The 25346-nt window shown below is 70.4% G+C and carries 18 protein-coding genes; 15 read left to right on the top strand and 3 right to left on the bottom strand.

Annotation, left to right across the window (positions count from 1 at the left end; translation table 11 throughout):
• Positions 1-11: 11 nt before the first annotated feature.
• The gene (locus LJ657_RS36065; protein WP_232653131.1) at positions 12-698 is read left to right on the top strand and encodes an SDR family oxidoreductase; all 687 of its coding nucleotides are present in this window, start codon (positions 12-14) and stop codon (positions 696-698) included.
• Positions 699-790: 92 nt separating this feature from the next.
• Here the strand turns inward: LJ657_RS36065 and LJ657_RS36060 are convergent, their stop codons facing one another.
• Positions 791-2275 (bottom strand): FAD-binding oxidoreductase, encoded by a 1485-nt coding sequence (locus tag LJ657_RS36060; protein ID WP_232653130.1) that lies wholly within the window; start codon positions 2273-2275, stop codon positions 791-793.
• A gap of 228 nt (positions 2276-2503) precedes the next feature.
• Positions 2504-3337 (bottom strand): helix-turn-helix transcriptional regulator, encoded by an 834-nt coding sequence (locus tag LJ657_RS36055; RefSeq protein ID WP_232653129.1) that lies wholly within the window; start codon positions 3335-3337, stop codon positions 2504-2506.
• 158 nt (positions 3338-3495) lie between these two features.
• Between LJ657_RS36055 and LJ657_RS36050 the strand changes: the two genes are divergently transcribed.
• From LJ657_RS36050 to LJ657_RS35985, 14 genes are all read left to right on the top strand, one after another.
• The gene (locus LJ657_RS36050) at positions 3496-4497 is read left to right on the top strand and encodes an AfsA-related hotdog domain-containing protein (RefSeq protein WP_269787301.1); all 1002 of its coding nucleotides are present in this window, start codon (positions 3496-3498) and stop codon (positions 4495-4497) included.
• Positions 4494-5156 carry an HAD-IA family hydrolase gene (locus LJ657_RS36045; protein WP_232653127.1) on the top strand — a complete coding sequence of 221 codons (663 nt, stop codon included), beginning with the start codon at positions 4494-4496 and terminating at the stop codon, positions 5154-5156. The genes LJ657_RS36050 and LJ657_RS36045 overlap by 4 nt, the downstream gene beginning before the upstream one ends.
• A 50-nt stretch (positions 5157-5206) precedes the next feature.
• Positions 5207-5473 (top strand): acyl carrier protein, encoded by a 267-nt coding sequence (locus LJ657_RS36040; RefSeq protein WP_232653126.1) that lies wholly within the window; start codon positions 5207-5209, stop codon positions 5471-5473.
• On the top strand, positions 5470-6705 hold the full coding sequence (locus tag LJ657_RS36035) for a beta-ketoacyl-[acyl-carrier-protein] synthase family protein (RefSeq protein ID WP_232653125.1): 1236 nt from the start codon (positions 5470-5472) through the stop codon (positions 6703-6705). Before LJ657_RS36040 ends, LJ657_RS36035 begins: the two co-directional genes overlap by 4 nt.
• 37 nt (positions 6706-6742) lie before the next feature.
• Positions 6743-7447, top strand: a complete 705-nt coding sequence (locus LJ657_RS36030; protein ID WP_232653124.1) for an SDR family oxidoreductase — start codon at positions 6743-6745, stop codon at positions 7445-7447.
• Between the two features lie 34 nt (positions 7448-7481).
• Positions 7482-9005 (top strand): FAD-dependent monooxygenase, encoded by a 1524-nt coding sequence (locus tag LJ657_RS36025; protein ID WP_232653123.1) that lies wholly within the window; start codon positions 7482-7484, stop codon positions 9003-9005.
• 38 nt (positions 9006-9043) lie between these two features.
• Positions 9044-10039 carry an aldo/keto reductase gene (locus tag LJ657_RS36020; RefSeq protein WP_232653122.1) on the top strand — a complete coding sequence of 332 codons (996 nt, stop codon included), beginning with the start codon at positions 9044-9046 and terminating at the stop codon, positions 10037-10039.
• Between the two features lie 9 nt (positions 10040-10048).
• Complete coding sequence (fabD, locus tag LJ657_RS36015; RefSeq protein ID WP_232653121.1) at positions 10049-10903, top strand: ACP S-malonyltransferase; 855 nt, start codon at positions 10049-10051, stop codon at positions 10901-10903.
• Between the two features lie 46 nt (positions 10904-10949).
• Complete coding sequence (locus LJ657_RS36010; protein WP_232653120.1) at positions 10950-17198, top strand: type I polyketide synthase; 6249 nt, start codon at positions 10950-10952, stop codon at positions 17196-17198.
• A 77-nt stretch (positions 17199-17275) separates the two neighbouring features.
• Positions 17276-18985, top strand: a complete 1710-nt coding sequence (locus LJ657_RS36005; RefSeq protein WP_232653119.1) for a type I polyketide synthase — start codon at positions 17276-17278, stop codon at positions 18983-18985.
• Positions 18986-19004: 19 nt separating this feature from the next.
• Positions 19005-20591, top strand: coding sequence for an acyl-CoA mutase large subunit family protein (locus tag LJ657_RS36000; RefSeq protein ID WP_232653118.1), 1587 nt, complete (start codon positions 19005-19007; stop codon positions 20589-20591).
• Between the two features lie 20 nt (positions 20592-20611).
• Entirely contained in the window at positions 20612-21040 is a 429-nt protein-coding gene (gene icmB, locus LJ657_RS35995; protein ID WP_232653117.1) for a coenzyme B12-dependent isobutyryl CoA mutase small subunit, read from the top strand.
• 1724 nt (positions 21041-22764) lie between these two features.
• Positions 22765-23382, top strand: coding sequence for a LysE family translocator (locus LJ657_RS35990; protein ID WP_232653116.1), 618 nt, complete (start codon positions 22765-22767; stop codon positions 23380-23382).
• Between the two features lie 307 nt (positions 23383-23689).
• Positions 23690-24475, top strand: coding sequence for a ParB/RepB/Spo0J family partition protein (locus LJ657_RS35985; RefSeq protein ID WP_232653115.1), 786 nt, complete (start codon positions 23690-23692; stop codon positions 24473-24475).
• Here the strand turns inward: LJ657_RS35985 and LJ657_RS35980 are convergent.
• Positions 24408-25229 carry a type 1 glutamine amidotransferase gene (locus LJ657_RS35980; protein ID WP_232653156.1) on the bottom strand — a complete coding sequence of 274 codons (822 nt, stop codon included), beginning with the start codon at positions 25227-25229 and terminating at the stop codon, positions 24408-24410. The genes LJ657_RS35985 and LJ657_RS35980 overlap by 68 nt on opposite strands.
• Between the last annotated feature and the right edge of the window lie 117 nt (positions 25230-25346).

Below are 25346 nucleotides of genomic sequence, written 5' to 3'. Positions count from 1 at the left end.
TGGAGGCAATGATGCGTGTTGTGATCATGGGTGGTACGTCCGGCATCGGCCTGGCGGCGGCGGAGAAGCTGACGGCGGCCGGCGCCGAGGTGATCGTCACCGGACGCGACACCGAGAAGCTGGCTGCGGTGAAGGACCGGGTCGCCAGCGCCGAGCAGGTGGACGGCACCGACGAGCAGGCCGTCGCCCAGTTCTTCGAGCGGGTCGGCTCCTTCGACCATCTGGTGCTCGCCTTCAGCCCGGGCGCGCTCGGCCTCGGCCCGCTGGCCTCTCTGGGCCTCGCCGACATCAAGAGCGCTTTCGAGGGCAAGCTCTTCGCCTACCTGTACGCCATCCAGCAGGCCCAGGTCACCGGCTCCATCACGGTGGTGTCCGCGGCCACCGCACGAGCCGCGGCCCCCGGCACGGTGACGTTCGCCGCGGTCAACGGCGCGATCGAGCGCGTCATCTCGCCGCTGGCCGCCGAGCTGTCGCCGGTGCGCGTCAACGCCGTGGCGCCGGGTGCCGTGGACACGCCCTGGTGGTCGTTCGTGCCCGAGGAGGCACGTGAGGGCCAGTTCACCGCGATGGCCCAGGACCTGCCGATCAAGCGCGTCGGGAAGCCCGGCGAGGTGGCGGACGCGATCGCCTACCTGATCGGCGCGAGCTATGTGACCGGCACGATCCTTCCGGTCGACGGCGGGTTCACCGTCGCCTGACCAGCGGCGTCATGAGGACCGGGCCGTATCCCCTGGGCCCGGCAGCGCCCCACCGGAACTTGTCCGGTGGGGCGCTGTGCTGTCCGAGCGTCTCAGTCCGGCAGACCGACCGACAGTGGATGCCGGAAGACGTCGCCCGGATCGTACGCGGCTTTGACCTGTTGGAGCCGTGCGTAGTTGTCCTTGAAGTAGAGGGCTTGCCACGGTAAGCCCGAGGTGTTCCAAGCAGGGTCTGCCAGATCGATGTCCGGGTAGTTGATGTACGAGCCGTCCGTGGTCTCGTCCGGCACCGGCACGCCTCCGGTCGCGGCGTGCATCTCCCGGTAGATGTTCCGCACCCAGGCGATGTTCTCCTCGTCCCGCGACGGGTCGGCCCAGGCGGCGCCGGTATAGACCTTCAGGATCGAGTCGCGCTGGGCCACGGCGGTGGCGGCGGGGTCGACCGCGTTGATCCGTCCGCCGTACGACAGCAGGTTCACCGCTCCCCGCCCGGCGAAGGAGGGATCCGCCAAGTGCTTGTACATGGTGGCCACTTGCTCCGCCGAGTAGGGGCGGCGCAGATAAGCCCCCTTGCCCTTGTAGCGGTTGTCGGTGAGGGAGACGCTGCCGAACAGGTCGGAGTAGACGGCCGTGATCCACGGCATGGTCTTCTTGTCGACCGTGCGCGGGGCACGAACTCCCGCGTGGACGGCGTCCAGATATGAGTCCATCATCGCCGCGGCGTTCCGCGAGCTTCCGTCCATCTCGGCCACGAGCGACAGCGTCCCGGCGGCGCGCGACGACAGCACGAGTGAGGAGTACAGGCTCGCGTAGGCAGAACCGACCCCGCTGTGCTCGGCGTGCCAGGCACCGTGGTTGTCGACCAGGCGCGTGAAGCCCTGCTCCGACATGCCGTCCCAGGACCACCGGACGGTCGCCACCAGACTGCTGCGCGGCGGCGTAGGCAGCGCGGCCTGTGGGTCGTTGCCCGTGGCGTCCGGCGACCGGAAGAGGAACCGGGTCACCACGCCGAAGTTGCCGCCGCCCGCGCCCGTGTGGCCCCACCACAGATCCCGGTTCGGGTCGTCGGGTTCCCGGGTCGCGAGGACCGTACGGGTACGGCCCGTGCCGTCCACCACGACCACCTCGACGCCGTACAGGTGGTCGACGATCAGCCCCTGCTCGCGACAGAGCGCGCCGAAGCCGCCGCCCTGCGTGTACCCCGCGATGCCGACCGTCGGGCAGGTGCCCCCGGGTATCACCACCCCGTGGCCGAGGTACAGCTGCTTGTAGATGTCGCCGAGCTGCGCCCCGGAGTCGATCGAGAAGGCAGCGTGCTCCGGGTCGTAGTACACGGAGTTCAGTCGTGAGACGTCGATGAGGGAGGCTACGTCGGGGCGGTCCACCAGGGACTCCAGACAGTGTCCGCCACTGCGCACGGCTATGCGCCGGCCCGCAGCGACGGACTCGGCCACGGCCTGTTCCGTCTGCTGCGCCGTGAACACCTGGTGGATCACCTCGGGACGGGAGACGAGCCGGCGATTGCAGCCGCGGTCGCCGAGGTAGTCGTACCGGGGGTCGTCCGGAGTGACGGTCACCCTTCCGGGCGGCGCCGGGGCCCTGTGACCATGCGGGTACGGGGAGATGTTCGGGGCAGTCGTGCCATCGAGGATTCCGGCCATTTGCGCAGCACACCCATCGTGCGTGCGGTCCGCCCCGGCGGTCGGCCGCACGTCACGGACCGGAAGGGATCATGGACGGTCCCGAGTGTGGCAATGCGATCCAGAAGCGTGGCGCATCCCCGCCAGAGCCACGCCAGCGGCGGATCAGTCCGCGCGTTCCCGCAGTAGCTCGCCCAGGCGCTGCTCCAGATCGGAACCCGGCTTCACGAGATACGACACGAGGGTCTTGTCGTCGTCCGCGACATGCATCTTGATGTACTCCAGCTCGATCACACCGAGTCTCGGATGGTTGACCGTGCGCGGCTTCGGGACGAACGGCGCCAGCTCCTTGAGCTGCCACAGCCGGACGAAGTCCGGGCTGGACTCCTCCAGAGCGTCGAGGAGTTCGACGACGTCGGGATCGAGGATGCGCTCGCCCACCTGGGTCCGGAACAGCGCGAGGGTGTGTGAGGCCTCCTCCTCCCAGTTCTGCGACATCGCCCTGACGTCGGGGGAGGTGAAGGTGAGCCACAGGACGTTGCGGCGTTCGAGGGGCAGTGCGTTCAGGTCGCCGTAGAGCAGCTCGCACCCCTGGTTCCAGGCCAGGATGTCGAAGCGCCGGTTGACGATGAACGCCGGATTCGGGTTCAGGTGGGTGAGCAACAGCTCGTACTGCTTGGGGAGTTCGGGGCGCGACGGTGCGTCGCTGGGCGGCACCTCGCCGGCCAGCCGGAACAGGTGGTCGCGTTCGACCGGATCGAGGCCCAGTGCCGTCGCGAGGCTGCCGAGCACCTGCCGGGAGACCCGCATCTCCCTTGCCTGCTCCAGCCACGTGTACCAGGTGATGCTGAGGCCGGCGAGTGTGGCGACCTCCTCGCGCCGCAGCCCCGGTGTGCGCCGGTGGCCGACGACAGGCAGCCCCGCGGCCTCGGGCTTGCGACGCTCGCGCCGACTGCGGATGAACTGGGCCAACTCGCGCCGCTGTTCCTGCGTGGCCACCTGATCCCCCTCTTCATTGGTACCCGTCGGCCAGCCTAGACGGTGCCTCTGCCGGGACGGGCGTGACGGGGCGATGACGGTGCCATGACGCCCCCTGGGTCAGTCTCTCCCCGGTTCCCACCGACCGCGCACAGTGCGCCGACCGAAGGGCCGGACCGATGGAGGATCTCTCCTTCCAGCAAACCGTCGATCGCCTTCTGGTCCATCGGCATGCGGTGAACGAAGTGTTTCTCACCGACCTGGTGCCGATCGACCGCGACACCTGCGTCATCGGCGCCCAACTGCCTTTGGCGCACCCGTATTTCCTGGACCAGCGCGCCCCGACGGCCCACTACGACGCGCTGCTGCTGACCGAGTGCTGCCGGCAGGCGGGCACCTATGTGGCGCACACCCAGTACGGGGTGGCACGCGACTGGGTGTTCCTGGCGGCCTCCACCGCCATCGAACTGGAGCACACCGACATCCTCGCGGTGGGCGACAGGCCGGGCGAGCTGACCCTGGAGGTGCAGTCCCGGCCCTCGTTCCGCGGCGGGCAGCTGCGCAGCGTCCGCACCCGCCTGGAGCTGTCGATCGGCGGCGAGCGCGTCGGCGCCATGGAGGGTGAGGGACGCTATCTGACCCGTGAGGAGTACGGGCTGCTGCGCCAGGGCGGCCGCAGCGGGCAGGTGCCGCTGTCGTCGGCGCTCACCGCCGATCCGACCGGGGTGCAGGTCACTCCTCATCTGGTGGGGCGGCGCGACCTGCGCAACGTGCTCCTGGTGGACGGCCACAGCACCGCGGAGGGCGTGGCCGCCCGGCTGTGGGTCTCCGGACGGCATGCGACGATCTTCGACCATCCGCTGGACCACTATCCGGCGATGGCCCTGCTGGAGGCCGCCGCGCAGGCCACCTCGCTTGCGGTCCGGCTCGACGGCCGGGCCGACGGCGCCGACGTGCGGATCGTCGCGCTGGACGCGGACTTCGTCCGGTTCGCCGAGGTGGACGCCGACGTCCACATCACGGCGAGGGTCACTGAGTGGCCCCCGGACGACGGCCGCCGCGGACCGGCTGCGGCGAGCGTGCTGTTCCGGCAGAACGGCGCCGTGCTCACCGAGGTGCGTGTCAGGGCGGAACTGCACGCCGCCGACCGGTCCGCGGCGTGGCAGGCGGTGGCCGCATGAGGACGGGCGACGGACAGCCGGTGCGCGCCGTGTGGACGGACTTCGGTGGCGTGTGCACGCCGCCGGTCCGGGACACGATGCGGGTGTTCAGCGAGCGGGTCGGCGTCGAGCAGGCCCTCCTGCAGAAGGCCATCGCACGGGTCACCGAGGACGCCGGCGTGAGCGACTCGATGGAGCTGCTGGACACCCCACTGATCACCGAGTACGAGTGGGCCCGCCGCGTCGAGGCGGTGCTCGCCGAGGAGTTCGGCGTCCGCGCGGATCTCGGCGACCCGGGCGAGGCGTGGTTCGGCGGCCGCCCGGCCAATGCCGCGTGGGTGGCGTGTCTGCGGGACCTCAGGACGCACGGCGTCTTCGTCGGCCTGCTGTCCAACATGGTCCCGACCTGGGAGCGGCACTGGCGGGCCATGGTGCCACCGGACGGCGTCTTCGACGCACTGGTCATGTCGTACCAGGTCGGAGTGCGCAAACCCATGCGCGAGATCTTCGACCACGCGGCCTCCGTCGCGGGCGTACCGCCTGAGGCCTGTCTGCTCGTCGACGACTTGGCGGCGAACTGCGCCGGGGCCGTCGCCGCGGGCTGGCGGGCGGTCGAGTTCAACGACACCCGTGCGGCCGTTGCCCAGGTGGCGCGGCTGACGGCGACGGGGACCACGTGACGGCGGTGACCACCACGCAATCCAGGCAACTGACCGAGAGGTGACGTGCAATGACCGCAGAGAACAACGAGATCGAGCTGTTCGTCCTCGAGATGCTCCGGACGCGTTTCGACGTGCCCGAGGCAAAGCTCACCGAGCAGGCCACCCTCAAGAGCCTGGGGATCGACTCCCTGGGCGGCGTGGAGCTCAGCCTCACGATCAAGAAGAAGTACGGCGTCCAGTTCATCGCCGGTGAGATCGGGGTGGAGTTCACCGTCACCGACGTGGCGGAGCTGACCCGCGAGAAGCTCGGCGAGCTCGAAGCGGCGGCCTCGTGAGCAGCACCGCAAACGGCCGCCCCGACGTCGTGGTGACCGGCCTCGGCGCGGTCTCGGCAGCCGGCCTCGGAGTGGCGGAGAACTGGGACCGCGTCTGCGCGGGCCTCTCCACCGCGGCACCGGACCCCGATCTGCCCGAGCTGCCGGTGAACATCACCTGCCGGGTACCCGGTTTCGTGCCCGCCGAGGTCGTGGGCGCCCAGGAGGCCCGGCGCACCGACCGCACCACGCAGCTGGGCCTTGCCGCGGCCCGGGAGGCGGTGGGCGACGCCGAACTCGACCCGCTGGACTGGAACGGCGCACGCGTCGGCATCGTCATGGGCACCTCGATCGGCGCCGCGCACAGCTACGAGGCAGAGCACCTCCGGTACGTCGAGGAGGGCCACGAGTGGGTGTCGCCGCTGTTCGGCGTGACGGCCCCGATGAACCTCCTGGCCGGCTACCTTGCGGCCGCGCTGCATGCGTACGGGCCCAACATGGTCGTCAACACGGCCTGTGCAGCGGGCCCGGCCGCGATCGGCACGGCCCGTCAGCTGCTGCAGGCCGACCTGTGCGACGTGGTCCTGGCCGGCGGAGCCGAGGCCCCCTTGACGGGGCTGGTGATCAGCGGCCTGGTCCAGATGGGTGCGATGTCGCGGCGGGTCGACGATCCGGCCACCGCGTGCCGCCCGTTCGACGTGGGACGGGACGGCATGGTGCCCGCAGAGGGTGCCGGTGTCCTGGTCCTGGAGCGTGCTGCGGATGCCCGGGCGCGGGGCGCGCGCATCCGCGCGGGTGTCGCCGGTTACGGGGCCTCGGCGGACGGCTATCACATGACGGCGCCGGACCCGGAGGGCATCGGCGCGGAGCGGGCCATCCGCATGGCGCTCGCGGACGCGGGCCTGTCCGGCGCCGACATCGGACACGTCAACGCGCACGGCTCGTCGACCCCGCTCAACGACCTGACGGAGAGCCAGGTGATCGACCGGCTCTACGGATCACCGGCGGTCACCTCCACCAAGGGCGTCGTGGGACACGCGCTCGGCGCGGCCGGCGCGCTGGAGTCCGTGTACACGGTCCTCTCGCTGGAGAACGGCCTGGTGCCACCGACGGCCAACCTGGTCGAGCAGGACCCTGAGATCACGGTCGACGTGGTGTCCGGCAAGCCGCGCGAGCTGGCACTCCAGGCGGCGATGACCCATTCGTTCGGCTTCGGCGGACAGAACGCCGTGGTCGCCTTCACCCGGGCTTGAGGCACCGGGCCATGTCCCAGGAAGGACTCCCCCCTCCATGAGCCGGTCCGTTCTGATTTCTGGCGGAAACCGCGGGATCGGTTTGGCCATCGCGCAGGCGTTCGCCGCGGTCGGAGACCGGGTGGCGATCACGTACCGCTCCGGCACGCCCCCCGAGGGATTCCTCGCCGTGCCCTGCGACGTCACCGACACCAAGAGCGTCGAGGCGGCCTTCGACACGGTCGAACGCGAGCAGGGCACCGTCGAGGTAATGGTCGCCAACGCCGGGACGACCCGCGACGGTCTGGTGCTGGCGATGGACGACGACGACTTCCTCGACGTCGTGGACACCAACCTGATGGGCGCCTTCCGGATGGCCCGCCGCGCCGTCGGCGGCATGCTCGAACAGCGCTGGGGCCGCCTGCTGTTCGTGTCCTCGGCCGTGGCCGCCATGGGCGGTGCCGGACAGGCCAACTACGCGGCCTCCAAGGCCGGACTCGTCGGCTTCGCCCGCTCCCTGGCCTGGGAGCTGGGCAGCCGCGGCATCACGTCCAACGTCGTGGCCCCCGGCCCGGTCGAGACCGACATGAGCGCCGCCGTCGACCCGGCGCGCCTGGACTGGGTGCTGCGCGCCAGCCCCCTGGGACGGATGGGCGCACCCGAGGACGTGGCCTCGGTGGTGCGCTTCCTCGCCGGCGACGAGGCCCGCTTCGTGACAGGTGCCGTCGTCCCGGTCAGCGGCGGCTTCGCGATGGGGGCGTGAGCCACGTGAAATCACGAGACCTACGAGGTGAACTGTGACCGAGGAAACCGACGTACTGATCGTAGGGGCGGGCCCCAGTGGGCTCACCCTCGCCGGCGGGCTGCTGAGCAGGGGCGTGCGGGTGCGAGTCATCGACCGGGCCGAGCGGGCCAGCCCGCACTCCAAGGCGATCACGCTGTGGCCGCGGGCGTTCGAGGTGTTCGAGGCGCTCGGCGCCGGCCGTGAGCTGTACGACCGCAGCGTGAAGCTGGCGGCGACGAACTACTACACCGGCGACCGCCACATCGGGCGGCTGCGCATGCGCCCGCTGGCGGGCACCCGCTTCCCCGTGCCCGTCTCCCTGCCGCAGGCCAGCACCGAGGAGGTGCTGCGCGAGGTGGTCCAACGCCACGGTGGCCGCATCGAGTTCGGCAGGTGCCTGGAGTCGTTCACCCAGGACGACGACGGCGTCACCGCCCGGCTCACCGACGGCACGGAGATCAGGGCCGGCTGGCTGGTGGGCTGCGACGGCGCGCACAGCACGGTGCGTGAGGGCGCCGGAGTGTCCTTCGAGGGGGCCACCTACCCGCAGTCCTTCGTCCTGGTCGACGGCGAGTACGACACCGAATACGCCCATGACGAGTCGTACTACGTCATGGGGCGGACCGGCGTGATCGTGGTGGCCGGGCTGCCCGGCGGGCTCTACCGCTTCTTCGCGAGCGTGCCGCCCGGAGTGGAGGTCGAGGACGCCGAGGCGGCCGTGGCCGGCGCGGTGGCGGAGAACTCCCCGCTGCGAGCGGACTCGGTGAAGGTGGCGGGCAGCGGGGTCTTCCGGATCCACCGCAAGCTCGCCGACCGGATGCGGGTCGGCCGGGTGCTGCTGGCGGGCGACGCCGCGCACATCCACAGCCCGGCCGGCGGCCTCGGCCTCAACACCGGTGTCCAGGATGCCGGTTCCCTCGCCTGGCGGCTGGCCGGAGTGGTACGGCGCGGGCTGAACGAGGCCGAACTGGACGCCTGGCAGGAGGAGCGGCTCTTCGTCGCCCGCAAGGTCGTCGCCGAGGCCGACCAGCAGACCCGGATGTGGATGCTCAAGGGCTGGCGGCGGTGGCTGCGGGACATCGGTATCACGCTGGGCGTACGCACCGGCGTCATCGAGAGGGTGCTGCCGCGCCGCATGGCCCAGCTGGACCTGGTGCTGCCCGCCCAGGGACCCGCGGCGGGACGGCTGCGGCCCGGCTCGCGCATCCCGGACGTACCGCCGGCCGGCCGGGGACAACACCTGTACGAGCTGCTGGGCGGCGGACACGTGCTGCTCACCGTCGGCAACGCCGGCGCCGCCGCGCTCACCGGCCTCGGCCTGCCGGACGACGTCGACCCGGACGTGCTGCGGATCGTCACGGTGCCTTCGCACGGGGCGTCGGCCCTCGGTGCGCCGCGCCAGGCCCTGTGCCTGGTCCGGCCCGACGGGGTGGTCGCCGCCGCGGCCACCCCCTCCGACCGGTCGGGCGTCGCGGCGCTGCGCTCCCGGCTGCTGACTCTTGTCGCGCCCGCGCCTGCCGCGAGCCGAGCGCGCTGACCCTCGCCACACACGACGCAAGGGAGAAGGCACAGACCATGACGACCACACAGCCGGCCCACGTACGCCGGGTCGCCCTGAGCGAGCGGTTGGACGTCTCCGCGCTCGGCCTCGGCTGCATGGGCATGGCCGAGTTCTACGGCCCGTCCGACGAGCAGGAGTCCGTCGCGACCATCGAGCGGGCCGTCGAGCACGGTGTCGACTTCATCGACACGGCCTACATGTACGGTGGCGGACGCAGCGAGGAGATCGTCGGCAAGGCGCTCGCCCGGATCGGCCGCGAACGGGTCACGCTCGCCACCAAGTGCGGCCTTGAACGCACCGATACGGGCGTACGGATCGACGGCACACCCGATCGTATTCGCGCGGCCGTCGACGAGAGCCTGCGGCGCCTCGGCACCGACCATGTCGATCTCCTCTATCTGCACCGGGTGGATCCCGAGGTGCCGGTGGAGGAGTCGATCGGCGCCATGGCCGAGCTGGCCGCGGCGGGCAAGGCGCGGCTGCTCGGCATCTCCGAGGCCGGCGAGGACAGCCTGCGCCGGGCGCACGCCACCCATCCGATGGCGGCGCTCCAGTCGGAGTTCTCGCTGTCCACGCGGGAGCCGCAGCGCACCCTGCTGCCGGTGTGCCGGGAGCTGGGTATCGGGTTCGTCGCCTGGGGTCCGCTCAGCCGGGGGCTGTTGACCGGGAAGCTGACGGCGGCCGAGTTCGGACGCGACGACATCCGGAGCGTGCTGCCACGGTTCGCGCCCGACGCGCTGACCCGCAACCTCCAACTGGTCGAGCGCCTGGTCGAGTTCGCCCGAGCCCGCGACCTGACCCTCGCTCAGCTGGCCCTGGCGTGGGTCATCGCGCAGGGCGCCGTGCCGATCCCCGGCGCGATGGACCGCGGGCAACTGGACGAGAACCGGGCCGCGGCCGACGTCGTTCTCGACCCGCAGACCCTTGCCGAACTGGACGAGCTGGCCCCGGAGGGCGCCTTCGCCGGCGACCGCTTCCACGCGCCGATGCTCTCCACCGTCGACCAGTAGGAGGCCGTCGTGCAGGTGATCGGCTTTCCCGGACAGGGCTCCCAGGCCAAGGGGATGGGGCGTGAACTGTTCGCCCGCTACCCGGAGTTGGTTGCGCAGGCCGACGAAGAGCTCGGCTACTCGATCGAGCGATGCTGCATCGAGGACCCGCGGGGAGAACTGCGGAACACACGGCTCGCTCAGCCCGCCCTCTATGTGGTCGAGGCTCTCGCCTACCTGCAGCACCGGCAGGATCATCCGGAACCCGACGTGCTGATGGGCCACAGCGTCGGGGAGTACGCTGCCCTCTTCGCGGCCGGCGTCTTCGACTTCGCCACGGGGCTGCGCCTGGTAAGGCGGCGCGGCGAGCTCATGGCCGACGGCACCCCGGGCACCATGGCGGCCCTCCTCGGCCTGGACCTGCCCGAGGTCCAAGACCTTCTGGAACGCAGCGAACTGACCGAGCTCGACGTCGCGCTGCACAACGCGCCGGGCCAGGTGGCGCTCGCCGGGCCCGAGGAGGCCGTCGACCGGCTCGTCGACGTGGCCGCGGCGGCCGACGTGAGGTGTGTGCGGCTCAATGTGAGCGGCCCCTTCCACTCCCGGTACATGCGGCGGGCCGCGCAGGGCTTCGCCGAGGAACTCGCCCGGATCGAAATCGCCGCCCCGCGCATCCCCGTCGTGGCCAACGCGACGGCCCTGCCGCACGAGCCGGGCCGGGTGGCCGACGCACTCGTCGCCCAGATCACCCGGCCCGTGCTGTGGCGGGAGAGCGTGGAACGCCTCCTCGCGGACGGCGATCTCACGTTCGTCGAACTCGGGCCCGGAACCACCCTGACCGGAATGGTGCAGCGCATCCGCCGGGCCGTCGCGGCGCCGCTGTAGCCGCCGTACGACCGCCCGCAACCCCCATGATCTACGGGAGACTTCCGTGACCGACGCACCACACCTGCCTCTCGCCGTGGTCGGCATGGCGGGACGCTTTCCTTCCGCCCCCGACCTGGACAGTTTCTGGAAGCTCCTCATGGAGCGCGGCGACGCCATCCGGCCCGTGCCCGAGGACCGGTGGGACACCTCCGTGCCACTCGACCCCGAGCTGCCCGTGCAGTCCGTGGGCGGATTCATCGACGGGGTACAGGACTTCGATCCCACCTTCTTCGGCATCTCCCCGCGCGAGGCCGCGAGCATCGACCCCCAGCAGCGGCTGATGCTGGAGATCGGCTGGCGTGCCCTGGAGGACGCGGGCATCCGGGCCGCGGACCTCGCCGGCTCCCGCACCGGGGTGTACGTCGGCGCGCTCTGGCACGACTACGAAGTGCTGCGCAAGGACCGCGGAGCCCCGGCCACGCAGCACAGCGCCTTCGGCAACGCCAACGACATGATCGCCACCCGCCTCTCCTACTTCCTGGGCCTGCGCGGCCCCAGCCTCACCGTCGAGACGGGCTGCTCGGCGTCCCTGGTGGCCCTGCACCTCGCGGCGCAAGCCCTGTTGGCGGGCGAGATCGACGCGGCGATCGTCGGCGGCACCAACCTGATGCTCACCCCCGACCTCACCGTGGGGCTGACCCACTTCGGCGGTCTGTCCGACATCGGGCGCTGCCAGGCGTTCTCCGTGTCGGCCGACGGATATGTGCGCGGCGAGGGCATCGCTGCCCTCTGTGTGAAGACGCTGGAGCGTGCGCTGCGGGACGGCGACCGCATCCACGGCGTCATCGCGCACTCCGTGGTGAACAACGACGGCGGCGGCGAGAGCCTGGTGACCCCGGACCCGGCCGGCCAGGAGGACCTGCTGCGGCAGGGCTACGCGAGCGCGGCCGTGCCCGTCGACGAGATCGCCTACATCGAGGCGCACGGCACCGGCACGGGCCGCGGGGACCCGGTCGAGGCCTCCGCCATCGGCCGTGTCCTCGGCCGGGCCCGCCGGCCCGGCAGCGGCCCCCTGCCGATCGGGTCGGTCAAGTCGAACGTCGGCCACCTGGAGGCCACCGCGGGACTCGCAGGGGTCGTCAAGGCGCTGCTGTCGATGAAGCACGGGGTGGTGCCGCCGAGCCTGCACTCCGAGACCCTCAACCCGGCGATCGACTTCGAGGACCTCAACGTCACCGTCGTACGAGAGCCGCTGCCGCTGCCGCAGGACACCGAGTACTACATGGGCGTCAGCTCCTTCGGGTGGGGCGGCACCAACGCCCATGTCATCCTGCGGACGCCGCCCGCCCTGCAGACGACCGCCGAGGAGCCCGCGCAGCGGGACACGCTGAGCGTGTTCCTGTCCGCGCAGGGACGGCAGGCCCTGACCCAGCGGGCCCGCGAGGTGGGGGCGGCGCTCCCCGGCGCGGGCGACCCGCACGGGGTCGCGGGCACGCTCGCCCGGCGGCGCGACCACTTCGCCGACCGGGTCGCGCTCGTCGCCGACGACGCGCAGCAGGCCGCCGAACTTCTCGCCCGCTTCGCCGAGCAGCCCGAGGAGGAGATACCCGGCCTGGTCACCGGGCGCGCCCGCAAGGCCGGTCGCACGGCCTTCGTCTTCCCCGGCCAGGGCACGCAGTGGGCGGGCATGGCGCGCGAGCTGTTCGCCCGGGACGCGGTGTTCGCCGCGACCGTCAACCGCTGCGCCGACGCGCTCGCCCCCTACGTCGACTGGGACCTGATCGGCATCGTCTCCGGCGAGGCGGGTGACACCTGGCTCGACCGCGTCGACATGCTCCAGCCGACGCTGTGGGCGGTGTCCGTGGGCCTCGCCGAGGTGTGGCGGGCCTCGGGCGTGGAGCCCGATGTGGTCGTCGGCCACAGCCAGGGCGAGGTCGGCGCCGCCACGGTGGCCGGCATCCTCTCCTACCCGGACGCCGCGATGATCGTGGCGAGGCGCAGCGCACTGGCCCGCCGTACCTCCGGCCGGGGTCTGATGCTCGCGGTCGACCTGGACGTCCAGGGTGCGAGGGCGGCCCTGGAGGGCTTCGAGGAGTCGGTCTCCCTGGCCGTCAACAACGGCCCGCGTTCCTGCGTCCTGTCGGGCGAGAAGGAGTCCGTCCTCGTTCTGAAGGAACTCCTCGAGGCGGACGACGTCTACTGCCGTCTCGTCAACGTCGACTACGCCTCGCACAGCCCGCAGATGGACGAGCTGGAGGACGACCTCCTCGCCGCCCTCGGCACGGTCGAGCCGCGGGCCGGCTCCGTCCCGCTGATGTCCACGGTGCGGGCCGCCGTCCTGGAGGGGCCCGAGATGAACGCCTCCTACTGGGTGGACAACCTGCGGCAGCCCGTGGTGTTCGCGGACGCCATGCAGGCGCTCTTCGCCGACGGGGTCACCCATGTCATCGAGGTCTCCGGCCACCCCGTCCTGGTCCCCGCCGTGGAGGAGCTCGCGCAGTCGCAGGGCGACCCCGCGCGCGTGCTGCCCACCCTGCGCCGCCACAACGGCACCGTCCACGACCTCAGGACGGCACTGTCCAGGGCGTACGTCGCCGGGCTCGAGCCGTTCGGCAACCTGCCCCGGCACTCCTGGGAACCAGTGCCGGGCTACCCCTGGCAGCGGCGCCCGTACTGGGTGGAGCAGGGCCGCCGACGCGGCACCCCGAACGGCGAGATGGCTTTCACCCTCACGCCGTCGGTGGCCGAGCAGGACAGCTGGGAAGGCGGCTGGGAGCTGGGCCGCGACGACACGCCCTGGCTCAAGGACCACCAGGTGTACGAGGCGGTGGTGCTGCCCGCCACGGCGATGACGGCGCTCGCCTTCGACACGGCCCGCGCCCGTACAGGGGCGACGCCACGCGTCCTGTCCGACGTGGACTTCCGCCAGGACCTCACCCTCGGCGACGAGCCGCACCGGCTCTCCGTGCGCTGGCAGGAGGACGTCAAGGACGGCGGCACGTACACCCTGCTGTCGCTCGCCGAGGGCGCGACGAGCTGGGCGACCCACGCGAGGTCGCGCGTGTTCTACACCGCGCCGCCCGCTGCCGGGCACCACGCCCCCGACTTCCCCGAGCGGCTGGCCGGCGGGCAACCGGTCGGTGTCGAGGAATTCTACGCCGCCCAGGCCGCACGCGGCCTCCGCTACGGCCCGGCGTTCCAAGGACTGCGCTCGCTGCGCGTCGACGGGCGCGAGGCACTGGGCGACGTGCTGCTGCCGGAGCGGTGCCGCGCCGCCGCCCGCTCGCACGGCCTGCACCCCGCTCTGTGGGACGCGGCCCTGCAGGTCTCCCTCGCCCTGTACCCGCAGGACAGCACCGTGGTACCCAGGTCGGTGCGCCGGGTCGAGCTGCTCCAGGAGCCCGCCGAACCAGTCACCGAGGTGTGGTCACACGCGCTGTTGCGCGAGGACGGCGAAGTCGACCTCCACCTGTACGACAGCGCGCGCCGCCCCCTGCTGACCATGAAGGGCCTGGTGATGGAGGCACTCGCCGTCACCGCCGGCGGCCCCGACGAGATCGGCGCGCACACCTACGGTCTCGACTTCGTCGAGCAGCCATGGGGCGCGATGGATCCCTCGCCCGGCACCTGGGCGGTCGTCCTGGGCGCAGCCGACGACGCGGCGCCCGAGCTGAGCGGGGCACTGATCGCCGCAGGCGCCCCCGAGCCACTGCTGATCGACAGCGAGGAGACCGGCGGCGAGCCGTACGCGCGACTGCGTGGTGCCGGCGAGCTGGCGGGCGTCGCATTCCTCGCGCCCGGCGACGACCTCGCCGCACAGCGCCGTGGCCTGCTCGCGCTCACCGAACTGGTCCGGGTGTGCGCCGCCCGGCCGGTGCCGCCGCGGCTCGTCGTGGTGACGTCGGGCGCCCAGCCGGTGACGGACGCCGCCGCGATCGACGCGGGCGCCGCACTGTACTGGGGCTTCGGCAGGGTGCTGCGCCAGGAGCATCCCGAGCTGCGCTCCCTGCTGCTCGACGTGGTACGCACCGACCCCGGCTGGCAGCAGGACTGCGTCGCCGAACTGCTCACCGCGGACGATGCGGAGGACCAGGTCGCGCTGCGCGCCGGCCGCCGCTTCGCAGGCCGCCTCACGCACGGCGAGCCCGAGCCGTCCCCCGTCCTGCCCGCGTGGACGCGCCCCGACCCGGCCTACCACCTGGCCCCGGAGCGCCCCGGAGTGTGGGAGGGGCTGATGTTCCGGCCGCTGGTCCGGCGCGCGCCCGCCGCCGGGGAGTTGGAGATCGAAGTGACGGCCTCCGCGCTGAACTTCCTCGACGTCATGAAGGCCCTTGGCACCTTCCCGGACCCGCGCGGAGCGGACCTGCTCGGCATCGAGTGCGCCGGCGTCGTCACCCGCGTCGGCGAGGGAGTCACCGACCTCACGGTGGGGCGACGCGTGATCACCTGCGCCCTTCCCGCGCACGCCTCGCACATCACCGTGCGGGCCGACCACGTGCAGCCGGTGCCGTCCAACTGGAGCGACGAGGAAGCAGTCAGTCTGCCCATCGCCATGGCGACGGCCTGGTACGCGTTGCAGGACGTGGCCCGGCTGCAGGCGGGCGAGACCGTGCTGATCCACTCCGCGGCCGGCGGCCTCGGCCTCGCCGCCGTGCAGATCGCCCGACTGGCCGGCGCCGAGGTCATCGCGACGGCGGGCACCGCGGACAAGCGTGCCCACCTGAAGGAGCTGGGCATCCGCCATGTCTTCGACTCACGCCGACTCGACTGGGCCCAGGAGGTGCGCGCCGCGACGGACGGCAAGGGCGTCGACGTCCTCCTCAACTCCCTTGCAGGAGCGGCGATCCCGCTCGGACTCGACCTGCTGGCCGAAGGCGGCCGCTTCGTCGAGGTGGGCAAGCGTGACATCTACTCCGAACACCGCGTCAGCCTGGCCGCCTTCAAGAAGGGCATCAGCCTCGCCTCCGTCGACATCGCCGCGATGATGGACCGCCGGCCCGAACGCTTCGCCCGTCTCCTGCGGGACGTCTGGAGCGTCGTGTCGGCCGGCGACGTCACCCCGCTGCCCGTCGTGCGCTACCCGATGGCGCAGGCCGCGGAGGCGATGCGGGCCATGTCGCAGGGCAGCCACATCGGCAAGTTCGTCCTCGCCGTGGACCCGGACGTCCCCGTGGCGGTGGCGCCGCAGCCGATGCGGCAGGGCCGCCTGCGGGCCGACGCGACCTATCTGATCACCGGCGGTCTCGGCGGCCTGGGCCTGTCCCTCGCCGAGTTCATGGCCGACCGGGGCGCCGGGGCACTGGTCCTGCTGGGACGTTCGGCGCCCGACGCCGAAGCCCTGGCGCGCATCGAGGACCTCCGCGAAAACGGAGTCCGCGTCGACACGCATCGCGTCGACGTCACCGACGCCGAGGCCGTGCACCGGACCCTTGCGCAGATACGAGCCGAACTGCCCGCGCTGCGCGGCGTCGTGCACGCGGCCGGGCTCCTCGACGACGCGACAGTCCGCACCCTCGAAGCAGGACAGCTCGCACGCGTCCTTGCCCCCAAGGTCGACGGCGCCCGCCACCTCGACGCCGCGACCGCACAGGATCCGCTGGATTTCTTCGTGCTGTTCTCCTCGGTGGCCTCGCTGGTCGGTCTCGCCGGCCAGGCCGCGTACAGCGCGGGCAACGCCTACCTCGACGCCCTGGCGGCACAGCGCAGGCGTCGTGGCCTGCCGGCCCTGAGCGTGCAGTGGGGGCCGTTCTCCGATGTGGGCCTGGCCGCCCGCGAGGACGCGCGAGGCTCGCGGCTCGCGGAGCGCGGCATGGGCGGCCTCACCACCGACGAGGCATGGCCCGCCCTCGTCCAGTACCTGGACACAGGTCACCAGGTGGTGTCGTACGTACGACTCGATGTACGCCAGTGGCTCGACTCCTACCCGGACACGGCTTCGAAGGCGAGCTGGAGCACCCTGCTCGCCGAAGGGCCGGGCGCCACACGGCGCACAGCCGGCGCGGGTCAGTTCCTCGTGGAGCTGCTCGCTGTCCCCGACGGGGAGCGTCTGCCACTGATCGAGGCACAGGTGCGCGAGCTCGCGGGCCGCGTGCTGCGCCTGGAGACCGCGGCCGTGGAGCGCGAGGCACCGTTCAAGGAACTGGGACTCGACTCCCTGCTCAGTCTTGAGTTCCGCAACCGCCTGGAAGGCGTGTTCGCACTGAAGTTGTCGCCGACCCTGCTGTGGACCTACGGAAACGTACGGGCCCTCTCGGTGGCACTGTCCGAGCGTCTCGCGCAGGCCGCGGAGCTCGCCGCAACGGGAACGGAGTGAGCATGCAGGACATGGTCGGCGGGTCCGCCTCGCTCGGACCCGCACCGGCGAAGGGGACCACACCTCTGACCCGGGCAATGGAGACGATAAAGCGCCTGAAGGCGGAACTCGCGGCGCAGCGCGGCAACGGCCCGGTCGCCGTCGTCGGCATCGGACTGCGCCTGCCGGGCGGCATCACCGGACTCGACGCCTACTGGGCGGCGCTGAGCGAGGGCCGGGACCTGGTGCGCCCGCTGTCCGAGGAACGGAAGAAGCCCTTCGCGGCCCAGTGGGCCGACCTGCCGCACCGCGGCGGCTTCCTCGACGACGTCATGGGTTTCGACGCGGAGTTCTTCGGCATCCGCAGCCACGAGGCCCGCAGCCTCGACCCGCAGCACCGGCTGCTGCTCGAAGTGGCCTGGGAGGCCATGGAGGACGCCGCGCTGCCCCCGGACCGCCTTTCGACGGCCAAGGTCGGCCTGTACGCGGGCCTCACCAACCACGACTACGACCAATGGCGCGACGAAGACCCCGAGTTCAGCTGGATCCTCGGCAATATGCCGTGCTTCGCGGCCGGCCGCGTCTCCTACACCCTCGGCCTGCGCGGCCCCGCGATGTCCGTGGACACCGCCTGCTCGTCGTCTCTGGTCACCGTGCACCTGGCACGCCAGGCGCTGGCCAGGGGCGAGTGCGAGGTGGCCCTCGCGGGCGGGGTCAACCTCATCGTCTCCCCCTACATGACCCGACTGATGTCCCAGTCCGGCCTGCTCGCGCCCGATGGCCTGTGCAAGCCCTTCGACGCCCGCGCAAACGGCTTCACCCGCTCGGAAGGGTGCGGGATCGTCGTCCTGAAGCGGCTCGACGACGCAGTCAGGGACGGCGATCGCATCCACGCGGTGATCCAGGGGTCCGCCGTCAACCATGACGGCCGCTCCACCAGCATCAGCGCGCCCAACGTGCTCGCCCAGGCCGAGCTGATCAAGGCGGCTCTCGACGACGCAGGGCTGGAGGCGGCCGACATAGGCCTGCTGGAGACCCACGGCACCGGCACCGCCCTCGGCGACCCGATCGAGATGGAGGCCGTCACCGAAGTACTTGGGCGACCGGCCCGGGGGGCGAAGCTATGGGTCGGCTCGGCCAAGGCGAACCTCGGCCACCTGGAGGCCGCAGCCGGCGTCGCGGGTCTGATCAAGGCGATCCTGAGCCTGAAGCACCGCCTCGTGCCAGAACTCGTGCACTACCGCACCCTCAACCCGCGCATCGACATCTCCGGCACCGGTATCACCATGCCCACCGCACTGGAGCGCTGGGAAATCGGAACGAGCGGCGACCACGCGGCCGTCAACTCCTTCGGCCTCAGCGGCACCAACGCACAGGTGATCCTGCGCGCCCCCGATGCCAACACCGGGGACCCCCAACTGGACGTCCCCGTCGGCGGGTTCGAACTCTCGGCGAAGACCCCGCAGGCGCTGCGCGAACTGGCCCACCGCTACCACGCACACCTCGCCGCCACGGAAGACGCCGACTACGCGGCCTTCGCCTACACCGCCACCGAGGGGCGGGCCCGCCACCCGCACCGGGCCCTGGTCGCCGCCGCCGACCGATCGACGGCGCTCACCGCACTGCGCGCACTCGCCGACGGCGCCGAAATCGGCGTGGTGACGGTGACGGAGGGCGGGGACGACAGCACCCCGAGCCCGTACCAGTCGCTGCCGCGCAGAGTCGTGGAGCTGCCCACCTACCCCTGGCAGCGCCGCCACCTCGCTGTTGACCCGCCGACGGCCGACGCCAGCAGCGTCCGCCACTGACGAGGGAAGACGGAACATCATGACCTCACGACGGACGTCGGAGTCCGGACTGCCGATCGAACCGGTCTACGGGCCTGAGGCTCTGGAGGGCTGGGACCCGGCGGAGAAGCTGGGTGAACCGGGCAAGTTCCCCTTCACCCGCGGTGTCTACCCGTCGATGTACACGGGCCGCCCCTGGACGATGCGCCAGTACGCCGGTTTCGGCACGGCGACGGAGTCCAACGCCCGCTACAAGCAGCTCATCGCCAACGGCACGATGGGTCTGTCGGTCGCCTTCGACCTGCCCACCCAGATGGGCCACGACTCCGACGCCGCGATCGCGCACGGCGAGGTCGGCAAGGTCGGTGTCGCCATCGACTCGGTCGACGACATGCGGGTGCTGTTCGGCGGGATCCCGCTGGACAAGGTCTCGACGTCGATGACGATCAACGCCCCGGCGGCCCTGCTGCTGCTCCTCTACCAACTGGTGGCGGAGGAGCAGGGCGTGAGCGCCGACAAGCTGACCGGCACGATCCAGAACGACGTGCTGAAGGAGTACATCGCGCGGGGCACGTACATCTTCCCGCCGAAGCCCTCCCTCCGGCTGATCGCCGACATCTTCAAGTACTGCAGGGCCGAGATCCCGAAGTGGAACACGATCTCGATCTCCGGCTACCACATGGCGGAGGCGGGTGCCTCGCCCGCTCAGGAGATCGCCTTCACGCTGGCCGACGGCATCGAGTACGTCCGTACGGCGGTCGCCGCCGGTATGGACGTCGACGACTTCGCACCGCGTCTCTCCTTCTTCTTCGTGGCCCGTACGACGATCCTCGAAGAGGTCGCCAAGTTCCGTGCGGCCAGGCGTATCTGGGCCCGCGTGATGAAGGAGGAGTTCGGCGCGAAGAACCCGAAGTCACTGATGCTGCGCTTCCACACGCAGACGGCGGGGGTCCAGCTGACGGCCCAGCAGCCGGAGGTGAACCTGGTCCGGGTCGCCGTCCAGGGCCTCGGCGCGGTCCTCGGCGGCACGCAGTCGCTGCACACGAACTCCTTCGACGAGGCGATCGCACTCCCCACGGACAAGAGCGCCCGCCTCGCCCTGCGTACCCAGCAGGTGCTGGCCTACGAGACCGACGTGACGGCGACCGTCGACCCCTTCGCGGGCAGTTACGTCGTCGAGAAGATGACGGACGACGTGGAGGCGGCCGCCGTCGAGCTGATGGCCAAGGTGGAGGAGATGGGCGGCGCGGTCAACGCGATCGAGCACGGCTTCCAGAAGTCCGAGATCGAGCGCAGCGCCTACCGCATCGCCCAGGAGACCGACTCCGGCGAGCGGGTCGTGGTCGGCGTCAACCGCTTCCAGCTGGACGAGGAGGAGCCCTACGAGCCGCTCCGCGTCGACCCGGCCATCGAGGCCCGGCAAGCGGAACGCCTTGCCAAACTCCGCGCATGGCGTGTGCAGACAGAGGTGGACGACACTCTGGAGGGTCTGAGAAAGGCCGCTGCCAGCACGGACAACGTTCTCTATCCCATGAAGGACGCCCTGCGCGCCCGCGCCACTGTCGGCGAGGTCTGCAACGCCCTGCGCGAGGTCTGGGGCACTTATGCGCCGTCCGACGTGTTCTGAAACGGAGGGGAAAGGAAACGATGAGCGCAGAAGAGCCCATCCGCATCGTGATCGCGAAGCCGGGTCTGGATGGCCATGATCGGGGTGCCAAGGTGATCGCGCGAGCACTTCGGGATGCAGGCCTCGAAGTCATCTATACGGGGCTCCACCAGACCCCCCGGCAGATCGTCAGCACCGCGCTGCAGGAGGACGCGCATGGCATCGGCTTGTCTGTTTTGTCGGGTGCCCACATGACGCTGTTCGCGCACGTGCTGGCCGAGCTGCGGGATGCGGACGCCATGGACATCACGGTGTTCGGCGGGGGCATCATTCCCGAAACCGACATTCCTGCTCTCCGGGACCTGGGGACCGCCGCCGTGTTCACCCCGGGCACCTCGATGGGTGAGATCGTCGACTGGGTCAAGAGCAACGTGCTTCCGGTCAGTTCATTCGAGGGTACGTCCCGATGACCTCCTCCTTCGTCACAGGCGGCTCCGGGCGGAGTCGGCCCGGCACAGAGGTGGGGACCGGGTGTCTCGGCGACGGCCCAAGACGGGCTCAAGCGGGACGCGGTCGAGTTGGTCGTGCTCACCCGCCGGTCGATAGCTTGACCGAGCGGGTGCTGTTCGCGCCGATGCGGTGGGTATGCAGGGCATGGGGGGCGGTGTTCCCGACGGGCCCTCTGATTTGGCGGCGTGGGTGATTCTCGGGCTGGTGCCCGGATCCTTGCCGCGCTGCTGGGGCGCAGCTGTTCTGGCGCCTGTGTTCACCAACACGGTGGCTCTCGCGGTGGTCGGCTCGCGCTGTGGGGTGCGGCCATGGGCATGCGTGCACGGTCCTCCGCTTGGGCAAGGCCTACCCGGTGATCACTGCCGACTTGCTCCAGCTGCTGCACATCGGCGTGCCGGAGCCTGCCGAAGCCGAGGAGCCGACCACCGTGACACGGCACGAGCGTGAGCGTCGCTCCTGCTCGGGGCACTGCCGCTGCTGTGCGTGCTGCGGTGCTCGCTCGTGCGTACATGGTGCGTGAGGTGCCCGCGCCCGCCGGGTGCCATCCGGACTGTTCGATCTCCACAAGCTGTGCCAGCATGGTGACAGCAGCGGGCTGTCTGGACGGATATGGCGCCTCCTCAGAGTATGGGGGAGCGCGAGGGGAGTGCGGACGCCTTTGGACGGTGCAACACCCTGTGGGAAGAGCGGGACCGCGACAGGCGCTCTGATCTGGGAAAACGGGAGATGGTGCGACCGCGCAGCACAACCCGGCATGACCCCTGTCGGGCTCGTAATGCGTAGGTCTCGGGTTCGAATCCCGAAGGCGGCTCCACGGTGAACCCCAGGTCAGGCCTTTGACCTGGGGTTTCTTGGTTCGGGTGACCTTGGAATTTCGGCAAAACGGGCACTGCCTGTCTGTGCATCGTAATGCGCGGGTCGGAGGTTTGGGTTCTCTGACGAGCTCGACGATCTAACGCTCTGACCTGGTCGTTTCCTTGCTCGTGGGGATGGATTTTGCTGGCGCAAAGGGTTCCGGTGGACAGCCGTGCGTGACATTCCGTCAGGGGAGTCTTGCCGCCGCTGGGGTGATGGATGAAATCCAGCGGTCTTCGATGGGATGAAAGGCGTCTCGGACTGTCCGGTCCGGACAGATCTCACGCCCGGCTCGGGTCCTGGCGATGATTGGCCGTGAGCGCACGCAGTAGACGATCCGGCAAGGGCATCGAGGGAGCGGCCGCCGTCGGTGCATGCGGGAGCGTCGGCCCATGTCAGAGCGAGATCAGCTCTTCAGGCTCGGTGCTCTCGACGCCCTGGACCCCATGGCGCATGGCCTGGAATCGTGCCGGACGACGAGCGGCATACGGGCACAGCACTGCATACCGCAGTCTGCGGATCTCCTTGTCGAGCTACCAGAGGCCGTCGTCCTCCGACCACAAACACTGTTGGCTTCTGAAGGTGCCGGACAGAGGGATGTGATGTGCTTCGGGGCGGCACAGTTTCAGCCAATTTAATGGATCCATGGCCGTCGGCATTGACAGTCGGCACCCCGATTCGTATGTCGGGCTGTTCCGGTGATTCGCGTATCTACGCATGGCGGGTGCCGCGGATGACGCGTGTAAATAGTGAGTTACGCGTGCGCCCGGTCGGGGCGGTCGCGGGTACTGTGACTTCTGGCCAATGGGGTTTGTTGCGGGGGGTATGTGTGGGTGAAACTCTGATTGCCGGCGTTCTTGCTGGATACGGAATTGCTATGCCGGTCGGAGCGATCACTGTGCTGATCATTACGCTTTCGGCTCAGACCTCCCTGCGTGTCGGATTAGCCGGAGCGATGGGAACTGCGACCGCAGACGGACTTTATGCCCTTGTTGCGGCGTTGTCCGGCGTAGCTCTTGCCAATATCCTGAAGCCGGTCGCAGAACCGATGAGGTGGACCGCGGCCGTGGTTCTCCTGGCCATCGCGGCAAAAGGTATTTCCGGGGCGATCCGGCGTTCCCGAGATTCTGGAAATGCGCAGACCGTAAAAGTGAAGAAGCCGGGGCGTGCTTATCTCCAGCTACTCGGGCTCACCATCCTCAACCCGCTGACCATCATCTATTTCTCCGCCCTTGTCCTCGGCCTGCGCAATGATGCGTGGACGTCCTGGGACAGCGTGGTCTTCGTGGCTGCGGCATTCGCTGCCTCCGCAAGTTGGCAGGCTGTTCTCGCGATCGGAGGGGCCCTGGTGAGCAGGGTGCTCACCAGTGAGAAGGGGCGGCTGTGGACGGCGCTCATCGGTAATGGCGTCATCCTCTTCCTCGCTGCGCGTCTCTTTCTCGCCTGACGCGCACAGCTCTTTGGGAACTCTTCATGATCTGAAAATCGCGGGGCGGGTCGGTGCTTCGGACCCGCAGTAGTAGGGGGATTCCATGAAAGACCCTGAAGGCTGTAGCGTCCACGCGCCTGAGATGCCCCATCCGTCCGAGACGTGTCCATTCTCGCTCCCTCCTGGTCATGAGACCACCGACGTTCCGATCCCAGTGATACTCCCCGCTGATTCACCGCGCAGTGCGGGCAGTGACAGCACCCATGCGCAACTCCTTGCGGGAACCGACGCAGAATTACCGCCCATCCTTCTGCATTGGCCCACCATGCGTGTGATCGACGGTATGCATCGGCTGGAGGCTGCCAGGATCCGGGGTGAACGTACGGTGCGTGCGCGGTTTTTCGAGGGCAGCGAGGAGGAGGCTTTCATCCTCGCTGTCGAGACGAATACAAAACACGGCCTGCCTTTGACACTGGCCGACCGCAAAGCGGCCGCACTGCGTATCGTCACGGCACGCCCGGACCTGTCCGATCGCGCGGTGGCGGCCAAGGTCGGCCTCGCGCACAAGACGGTCGGTGCGATCCGCAGGTCGAGTGGGGAAATTCCCCAGTTGGCGGCCCGGGTGGGGCGCGACGGCCGGGTCCGGTCGGTGGTGCGCTCCGGCCGGGACGAGCGGGCGGCCTCTCCCTTGCCCGTGGGGGAGCCCAGCGCCGAAGCGGCACCCGCGCACCGGGAAACGGGCGTACACCGGCATCAGCGGAACGGTTTCGCGTCGACCGCAACCCAGATCGTGCCTGCCGCGGCGAACGACGTGGTGTCCCCATCGGCGCCGGAGGTGGTGCCGACGAAACCTTTCGCCCGCATCGATACGGACTGGAAGGCGAATCTCCAACGCCTGCGCACCGACCCGTCCCTGAGATACAGCGAAGCCGGCCGCCTGGTACTGCGCGCGATGGACGCGCACGTGGCGGCGGCCGACCAGTTGCACCACATCGCCGAAGTCCTGCCCGAACACTGCCTGAGCAGGATCGCGCAGCTTGCCCTCAAGTGCGCAGAGGACTACCACCGGTTGTCCGCACTCCTGGAACAGCGGAAAGGCGGGCGCTGTTGAAGCGCCCGCTGCGGGACTCGGCGCGCTGGGCCACGAGGTCGGCCCAGCCGCCGAAGATCCGCCGCGCGTACCGCTCCATGCGCACCGCCGTCTTGAGCAGATCCTCGGTCATCCGGTGCGGCGCGTCCGCCCCGCACCGGTCGATCAGCTCGGACGCGCAGCCGGGGATGGCCAGCCATTCCGCGAGAAGCCGCGGGTCGAGCTCCAGATGGAACTGCACCCCGTAGGCGGACGCCCCGACTCGGATGGCCTCGTAGGGGCATCCGGGTGATCCGGCCAGGGCGGTGGCCCCGGCCGGGCGGTCGAAGTTCTCGCCGTGCCACTGGAACACCGGCAGGTTCCGTGACAGCCCGCCGAACAGGGGGTCGTCGAAGGCCCCTGGCTCCAGGCGCACTTGGTGCATGCCGTAGTGCGGATCGGCCGGCCGGACGGTGGCACCGCAGGCGGCGGCGAGCAGCTGGGCCCCGAGACACACTCCGAAGAACGGGACGCCGAGTCGTACGGCGGTGCGGATGTAGTCCTTCTCCGGTGCGAGCCAGGGCAGTGGATCGTTGACGCTCATGGGCCCGCCCATCGCCAGGATGCCGTGGACCGAGGACGGTGGGGGCGGCAGGGCCCCTTCGTCGACCCGGACCGGGACCAGCGTCGCGCCGCGTTCGGCCAGCAGCCGGCCGAACGTGCCGGGCTTCTCCCAGCCCGCGTGCTGCAGCACCGCGATACGCGGCGGGCGGTGGAAATGCGTGCGGCTGTTCACAGGCAAGTCCGAATCCCTTCTGTCTTTCTTTCAATTCGCCGAGGTGAGACGAGGAAAGCCGGTGGGAGCAGGAAATCGTCATGCTAGTCGCCATCCAACGGGTGTGGCAGAGACGTC

The organism is Streptomyces guryensis (genome assembly GCF_021261325.1).
GTDB classification, from domain to species: domain Bacteria; phylum Actinomycetota; class Actinomycetes; order Streptomycetales; family Streptomycetaceae; genus Streptomyces; species Streptomyces guryensis.
The sequence above is the reverse complement of the archived record's forward strand: the minus strand, read 5'-3'. Positions and strand labels throughout refer to the sequence as shown.